This is a genomic window from Protofrankia symbiont of Coriaria ruscifolia, from assembly GCF_900634745.1.
Classification (GTDB): Bacteria; Actinomycetota; Actinomycetes; order Frankiales; family Frankiaceae; genus Protofrankia; species Protofrankia californiensis.
This window is the reverse complement of sequence record NZ_CAAAFR010000010.1, coordinates 1-7,895: the sequence shown is the minus strand read 5'-3', so window position 1 is coordinate 7,895 and position 7,895 is coordinate 1. Positions and strand designations below refer to the sequence as shown.

Here is a 7,895-nt window from a genome sequence, read left to right as displayed (position 1 = left end):
CTAGGTCAGAGCCCGAGCAGCCGGCTGCAGATCGACTCGACTGCGGCCGACACGTCCGGGTTGTGCCGCAGGTGCGGGGTGCGGGCCGTGTCGTTGGCGACGGCGACCGCGGCGTGTACGCGGATCCGGGCGGCGGTGGGGTCGAGCTCAGGGTGCACGAGCCGGAGCAGGTGAACCCATTCGGTGAGGTAGTCGTGCTGGACTCGGCGGGCGGCGTGGCGTTCGTCCTCCGGCAGGTGCTCGACCTCGGTGATCAGCAGCCCGATCAGGTCGTGGTGGGCCTGGGTGAACCGGATGTAGGAGCCGACCAGCCGGCGCAGCGCATCGGCGGCGCCGTTCGAGGTCTGATAGACCGCGCTGACGTCCATCAACAGGGCGGCCGTGCCGCGCTGGAACGCGGTGCGCAGCATGTCCAGCTTGCTTGGAAAGTGATTGTAGACGCTGGGGCCGGTGATGCCGACGGCGTTGCCGATGTCCTCGATGCCGACGCCGGCGTAGCCCTGGGTGGCGAACATCCGCACCGCCTGGGTGAGCAGCGCCTCGCGACGCGACGCCGGCAGCAGCGCCGGTCCGGCCGGTGGCGGCGGCGGTGCGGCGAAGGTGCTGGGCAGCGGGGTGTCCAGCACAAGGTCGGCAAGCTCGGCGAGTAGTTCGTCGTAGGCGGGTCGGGACAGGTCCAGGTGGTGGAAGGACGGGCTCATCAGGACGGCCAGCGTCGCCCAGGTGACCAGGTCGGCGGTGTGGATGTCGAGCTCGGGGCGGGCAGCGCGCACCCGGTCGGTGAGTCGGCGTCCGATCTCGCGGACCTCGGCGCGCAGCAGGGCGTGGTCGTCGGGGGTCAGGTGGCGGGCTTCGCGCTGCCAGAGCACGCCGATGTGGCGTTCGTCGAGGCAGAGGGCGACGAGCCGGGCTGACGCCGTGGACCGGTCGCCGAGGTCGAGATCGTCGAGCAGGCGCCGTATCGGGGCCATGCCTCCGGCGATGACCTCGCGGAGCAGGTCCTGCTTGCCGGAGAAGTGCCGGTACAGCGCGGACGGGCCGATCGCCACGGCCTCGGCGAGGTCGGTCATTCCGATCTGGTCGTAGCCGCGGCGGGTGAACAGGTCCGAGGCGGCGCCGAGGATCAGCGCCCGCCGGTTACGCGGGCGGGTGCCGCGCGGCGGCGCGAGCGTGCGGTCCGGCACGGCAACCTCCTCGGTGCGGTTCAGCCCAGTTCCAGCGACCAGCCGATGATCTCCGTGGTGCCGCCGTAGATCCGCGAGATCCGCGAGTCCGCCCAGGCTATCGGGTACTCCAGCATGCAACCGTAGCCGCCGTGCAACTGCACGCAGGCATCCATCACGCGGCCCTGCAGCTCGGTGGTCGGCACTGTTGCATTCGTCGATCACAGTTGATCTTCACCGCAGATCTTCCCGTCAGACGCGCTCATGTGCCCCGATCAGTGGGGCTACCGGCAGCCCGGAGCCGCGTTGATGAGCCTCGGCGCCGGAAGACTTGCAGCCAAGATCCGCCGGTGCGCGCGAATGCAACAGTGCTGGCCGACGTGGAAGCGGCACCCCGCTACCAGAGCGTTCAGGTCAGGATCCGTCGGCGGCGCGCCTCCGAGACTGATTCCCCGCGCCGGGCGACGCCGAGCTTGGTGTAGATGCTCTTGAGGTACCACTTGATGGTGTTGATGGTCAGGCCCAGGTTACGCGCGATTTCCGTGTTGGACAGTCCGCGATCCAGGAGACGGAGGATGTCAATCTCGCGGGCATTTAGTGGTTCTTCGGGAGTGGGATTCCGCTCGGCCGGGCGATCGATAATGGGGATTGCTGCCCGTTCTGCGTCGGCGTGGGCCGTGGCGAGCAGCCTGGACAGGTAGTCAGACGGCACGGTGGGCAACCCCGCGGGCCATCGGCGACACCGTCCCGCGTCCCGAAGCCGACCGACGATCTTCAGGAGCTCCGGTCCAGCGTCGATGACGGTGCGCACGAGACCCGATCGCGCGCCGGAGACCAACGCAGGTACCACAGTATGGACTGCGGCGTCGGAGTCGCCGCTCAGCGAAAGCACTATCGCGAGTTCGATGCGTGCGGTCGTTTCGGCGTACCGCCAGGCCACGGAGCTGCTCTCGTGGAAAATCTCGGACAGCGGCCGAAGTGCGCCGGCGTAGTCGCCCTGGGCAGTCAGGATTCGCGCGCGCATCGTGAGCTGGTAGTGGCGGGTGGCCATGGCGATGCCGTCGTCGCCGCGTGCGATTTCCTCGGTCTGGTGGGCGAGTACGTTCTGTGCGCTCCCGGTGTCCCCGAGGGCTAAGTGCAGCCGCAGGCGTTCGTAATCGACGGCGGCCGACAATCGCGGCAGTGCGAGCTGGCTCGCCGCTTCGTCGCCTTCATCGAGAAGTGACCAGACGTCTTCGATGTCGCCTCGCAGGGCTTTGATCCGGGCCAGGGTGGTGTAGGTGACGATCATGAAGTCGGCGACGCCGCTTTCGGCGCCGAGTTCGTGGCACTCCTCGAGGAGCCGCTCGGCGGCGTCGGTTTCGCCACGCTCGTAATACAGCCTGCCCAGTGGCGCTCCCGCTAGCCGGGCGGCGTGCGAGTGTTGCCCGGCGACTCTGCGTGCGAGCGCCACGGCTTCCTGGTAGAGACGTTCGGCGGTTACGAGGTCGAGTTGGGCGAATGCAGCGAGTCCGGCGAAGCAACGCCCGTACACGCCAGCGTAAGGCCCGCGTGTGGTCGCATGGAAGGCGTTGGCCCACTGCTGCCGCGTCTGCGCTGTGCGGTAGTCGAAGGTGTGGATGTCGACGAAGGTGCGGATGTTGGACGACACCGCGACCAGCCAGGGCCGGTAGCCCGGGTTGTCCACGATGTAGGGCGCGACCAGGGTGGCGGCGCGGTCGATCCGGTCGCCGTAGACATCGATGCAGGCCTGCACGACATCAGCCTCGCCGAGGATGTCCTTACTGGTGTCGTCGGTTGCGGAGGCCAAGGCGGCTCGCACGTGGTCGATCGCGGTCTGCGCAGGCTGTGCCCGTTGCAGGAGGCAGTTGGCCCAAGCGACGGCGATCTGTAACGTCGGCCTGCTTGGCAAGAGGAACTTCGGCAGCTTGTTGACCAGGCCGAGCAGGGTGGCCATGCGGCTGTGCTCCACCAAGTGCATGGCCTGCCGTTCCACCAGATCCACAGCTCCGGTGTCGTTGCCAGCGGCCAAGGCGTGGGTGACCGCCTCGCTGAGAAGGTCGTGATCAGCGAACCACGCCGACGCGGTGCGGTGCAGGGTGACGATCCGGTCGGCATGATCACGCTCCAGGCGACGCTGCAGATAGCCCGCGAAGAGGTGATGGTAGCGGAACCATTCGCGGTTGTCGTCGAGCGGCCGGAGGAACATGTCTCGCCGTTCGAGATCTTCCAGCAGGGCCTGCCCACGCCGCTGCCCGCTCACCGCGGCTGCAAGGTCGCCGCAGAGGCGATCACAGACGGAGGTTGTGAGCAGGAAGTCAAGCAGGTCGGCGGGCAAGGCGTTGAGCACGTTCTCGGCGAGATAGTCGCCGATGGAGTGATGCCGGCCCGAGAAGCCGCGGATCAAGGCCGACGGGTCGTCGCTGTTGCGCAGCGACAGGGTGGCGAGTTGGAGCGCGGCAACCCAGCCGTCGGTGCTGGACCACAGTCGATGGACGTCCTCGCTGTCGAGATCGAGCGCGTTGAGGTCGAGGAGGAAGGCGACGGACTCTTTGTGGTCGAAGCGCAGCTGGGTGGCGTCGATCTCGGTCACCTGGTTACGCACCCTGAGCCTCCCGACGGCCGGTGACCGGGTTCGACTGGTGACGATCAGGCGGAGGTTGTCCGGGCCCACGTCGAGCAGGAATTCCAGCGCGGCGGCAGTCGTGGGGGCGTCGATGAGATGCCAGTCGTCGAGAACGATCGCAAGGGGCCGCCTGTGCTCGGCAACCTGGTTGACCAGTTCGGTGAGCACGTACCGTTGAGCGTCGTCGGAGTGTTCTTCGAGGACATCGACCAGGTCGCCGGCGAGGGTGGGTTCGACGCGGCGCACCGCCTCGATGAGGTGGCTGAGGAACCAGACCACGTCGTTGTCGTCGCGGTCGAGGCTGAGCCAGGCGACCGGCACGCCTTCGATGCGCAGCACGCGCTGCCATTGAACCGCCAGGGTGGTCTTACCGAACCCGGCGGGGGCGTGGATCAGAGCCAGCCGCTTGGCCCGGCCTTCGCGGAGCACGTCGATGAGCCGGTCACGGCTGACCAGCCCATCGTCGTCGTAGGTGGGGGCCTGAAACTTCGTGGACACGGCCGGCGTGGGAGGTGCCTTGGTGTCCATTCAGCTCGCCTCGCCTCCGAGGGCTCCCCGCCCGGCTCCGTTGCCACGCGTTCGTGACTGTGCTCACACGTCCTAGCGTCCATTCTGGCACTGGCCACCTGAACCGCAACACTTCGGCCTCACCAGCCTGGCCAGCCGGCCCGCAGCGCCTTCTTGTCGAGCTTCCCGTACACGGTGGTGGGTAGCGTCTCGACGACGCGCACGGCCTTGGGCTGCTTGTAGCGGGCGAGCTCGGTGCGGCAGTGCGCGAGCAGTTTGGCCTCGTCGAACGCGCCGGTGTCGTCGGGCACGACGAACGCGACGACGGCTTCGCCCCAGTCCGGGTGCGGGATGCCCACCACCGCGACCTGCCCGACACCGGGGCAGGTCGCGGCGACGTTCTCCACCTCCGTGCTGTAGACGTTCATACCACCGGTGATGATCATGTCGTTTTTGCGGTCGAGCAGGTAGACGTACCCGTCTGCGTCCATGCAGCCGAGGTCTCCGGTGTGCAGCCACCCGTCGCGCAGCGTCTTGGCGCTCTGTTCGGGGCGGCCGCGGTAGCCCACCATGGTGTAGGGCGTGTAGGCGGCGATCTCACCGACCTGGCCGCGGGGCAGCTCCTGGCCGTCCTCGTCAACGACCTTGACCGCGGTCATGGTGGCGGGCTGGCCGCAGCTGGCCAGGCGGTGTTCACCGTCGGGATCGAGGCGATGGTCTTCGCGGCGGAGGCGGGTGATGAAGTTCGGCGCCTCCGACTGGCCGTAGAGCTGCATGAACACCGGGCCCAACACCTTGAGGCCCTGTTCGAGACGTTCCCGGGTGATCGGCGCGGCTCCGTAGAGGATGGTGCGCAGCGAGCCGAGGTCCAGCTCCCGCCCGCCCGCGCGGTCGAGCACACGATAGATCATGGTGGGCACCATGAACGTGAAGGTCACGTGGTCAGCGGCGATGCGCTGCAGGACCAGCTCGGGGTCGAACTTGGTTTCCAGGAAGTGCCGGGCGCCCTTGAGCATCCCTGCTTGCAGGAGGAAGCCCGCGCTGTGCGGCAGCGGTGACATCAACAGCAGCACCTCGTCGTCGAGCAGCCCCATCTCCATCACGTGGGAGAACAGGTTGAGGGTGAGATTGCGCTGGGTGTGCGTCACCCCTTTGGGCAGGCCGGTGGTGCCGCCGGTGTAGACGATCAACCCGATGTCGGCGGGGGTCGGGTTGACGGATGGCACCGTGTCGGGTTGTCCGGCCAGCGCGTCGCTCCACGGGACGACCCCGTCAGGGCACTCGTCCGGGTCGGCGATGGCGATGACCAGGTCGAGCAGGGGTGGCGCGGAGCGCAGCGCCACAGGGAGCATTCCTGCGTCGGTGATGGCGACCCGGGCGTCGCTGTCACGCAAAATGTAGTCGATCTCGCTGGCCGACAGCATGTCGTTGAGTGCCACCTTGACTGCACCGCAACGCAGGATCGCCTGGTCGGCAACGACGTATTCGGGTCGGTTGGACATCATCAACGCCACGGACACGCCCGGGCCCACGCCCTCCTGGCGGAGTCGGTGAGCGAGCTGGTTGGCGGCGGTCACGATATCGCCGTAGCTGTAGGTCTGGCCCTGGTAGTGCACCGCGGGACGCGAGCCGAACCGGTCGAGTGCGTCCACGAATAACGATTTCAGGGTGAGGTCAGTCATTGCACACGCTCCAGGACACTCGCGTAGTTGGCGACCGCGACGCCGCCCATGTTGAACACCCCGGCGACGGTGGCGCCCGGGATTTGCATCGCTCCCGCACGTTCGGTGAGCTGCAGCACGGCCATGACGTGCTGGGACACGCCGGTGGCGCAGACCGGGTGGCCTTTGGCCTTGAGCCCGCCCGAGGGGTTGACGGGCAGTTTGCCGTCCCGGTCGACGACGCCGTCGGCGACGACCTGGCCCCCGCCCCCGGGCGGGCACAGGCCGACGACCTCGTACTCGATGAGTTCAGCGATGGTAAAGCAGTCGTGGATCTCCAGCAGGTGCAGATCGGACAGCCGCACCCTGGCCTGCTCCAGGGCCGCCTGCCACGCCCGGTGCGCGGCGGCGAAAGCGAGCGGGTCGCGTCGCGAAGTGGGCAGGAAGTCGTTGGCCTGCACCAGGGCGCGGATCCGTACGGCAGGTGTGCGCGGAGCGCTGCCGGGCGCGGCAAGCACGACCGCGGCGGCGCCGTCGGAGATCGGGCAGCAGTCCGTTCGGCGCAGCGGGGCCGCGACCATCGGGTTGCGCGGACCTGTGCTGCGACAGAAGTCGAAGCCGAGGTCGGAGCGCAGGTGGGCGTATGGATTGGCCACGCCGTTGCGGTGGTTCTTGGCCGCGATCCGGGCCAGCGTGTCGCTGTGGTCGCCGTACTTGGCGAAGTAGGCCTCGGCGATCTCGGCGAACAGTTCGACAAACCCGGTGCTAGAGGACTCGCCGGCACGTTCGTAGGCGGCGCCGAGCATGGCGTGGCCGATGGCCTCGGCGGGGGCGTGGGTCATCTTCTCGGCACCGATCACCAACACTCGACGAGCCTGGCCGGATCGGATCGCTCGCACTCCGTACAGCAGGGCAGCCGAGCCGGTCGCGCACGCGTTCTCCACCCGGGTGGCGCGGGTGAACAGCAGATCGTCATCGGCCTGCAAAACCAGTGAAGAGGGGAAAGCCAACGACTGCAATCCCCCGTTGTAGGTGCCGAGGACGATCTCGTCGATCTCGTGGGGGTGCAGGCCCGCCGTTGTGATGGCGTCCCGCGCGACGGTGACGATCAGCGATTCCAGGCTCTCGTCGGACAGGCGACCGAAGGGGGTGTGGCCCCAGCCCACGATTTCCACGTCGTCGTGGTCCACATCGGGTCCCTTCAATGCTCAGATGCGTTGAGCGCGTTGATCCTCGCCAGCACGGTTTCCGGCGGGGCGTCGTAGGGGATTTCGCCGAAGCGGAACCCTCGCTTGGCTGCGGCGTCGACGAGCCGAGCGGCCTCGGCCGTGTCGGTCCACACGGATGGCGGGAGTCCCCCACCGTGGCGCCGATCGTCGGGCAACGCCTCCGGTCCAAGGCGAGGAAGAAGGAGCAGATCACCGGGCAGCCCGGTATCGAGCTGGTCAGGGTCGGTCACGTCGTCCAGCCGGACCGCGGTGACCCAGCCGTAGTGCCCGGCGGCGGCCAGCAGGCTCGACCAGACATCGGTTTCGTCATCGTCGGGCCCGGATGCGGTGCCACAGGTGATCTGCAGCCCGCGGACCGGCCGGTCCGCCACGGCGCGGATCACCTCCAGCAGGCCCGCCGCAACGTCATCGAGCGCATCGAAGTCGACCTCATCCGCACCGGTCGCGAGGAGCCTGCGCGGTGACGGGCAGTCGAGCACGATGTCGACACGGTCACCGAGCTGGTGGAGCAGCGCGTCGAGGGTGTCGGCCAACACCCGACGCGGCGCCGGCAGCTCCAACACCTCACAGACGGCGGTGACCTCACCACTGCCGACGAGATGGCGGGAGAACGGACCTAAGACGTTGACACCGAACACATCGGACCGCAGTAACCTGTGTGCCTGCCCGGTAGCGGCGACCAGCGTGGCCGGGTCGTCATACCAGCGGT

5 protein-coding genes and 1 pseudogene are annotated in these 7,895 nt (G+C 68.0%); all 6 read right to left on the bottom strand.

The annotated features are described in order from the left end of the window. Window positions 1–5 precede the first annotated feature (5 nt). Window positions 6–1,184, bottom strand: a complete 1,179-nt coding sequence (locus tag CV1CTNOD_RS01010; protein WP_165485251.1) for a TetR/AcrR family transcriptional regulator — start codon at window positions 1,182–1,184, stop codon at window positions 6–8. A gap of 20 nt (window positions 1,185–1,204) precedes the next feature. Then, window positions 1,205–1,363: pseudogene (locus tag CV1CTNOD_RS01005) on the bottom strand (acyl-CoA dehydrogenase family protein); the annotation flags it as partial. 209 nt (window positions 1,364–1,572) lie between these two features. Further along, complete coding sequence (locus tag CV1CTNOD_RS01000; RefSeq protein ID WP_131784335.1) at window positions 1,573–4,317, bottom strand: LuxR C-terminal-related transcriptional regulator; 2,745 nt, start codon at window positions 4,315–4,317, stop codon at window positions 1,573–1,575. Between the two features lie 119 nt (window positions 4,318–4,436). Further along, complete coding sequence (locus tag CV1CTNOD_RS00995; RefSeq protein WP_131784334.1) at window positions 4,437–5,978, bottom strand: class I adenylate-forming enzyme family protein; 1,542 nt, start codon at window positions 5,976–5,978, stop codon at window positions 4,437–4,439. Further along, window positions 5,975–7,147, bottom strand: coding sequence for an acetyl-CoA acetyltransferase (locus CV1CTNOD_RS00990; RefSeq protein ID WP_242606259.1), 1,173 nt, complete (start codon window positions 7,145–7,147; stop codon window positions 5,975–5,977). The genes CV1CTNOD_RS00995 and CV1CTNOD_RS00990 overlap by 4 nt, the downstream gene beginning before the upstream one ends. 11 nt (window positions 7,148–7,158) lie before the next feature. Continuing rightward, window positions 7,159–7,895, bottom strand: a 737-nt coding sequence (locus CV1CTNOD_RS24280) for a hypothetical protein (RefSeq protein WP_165485250.1), incomplete at its 5' end; no start/stop codon positions are given.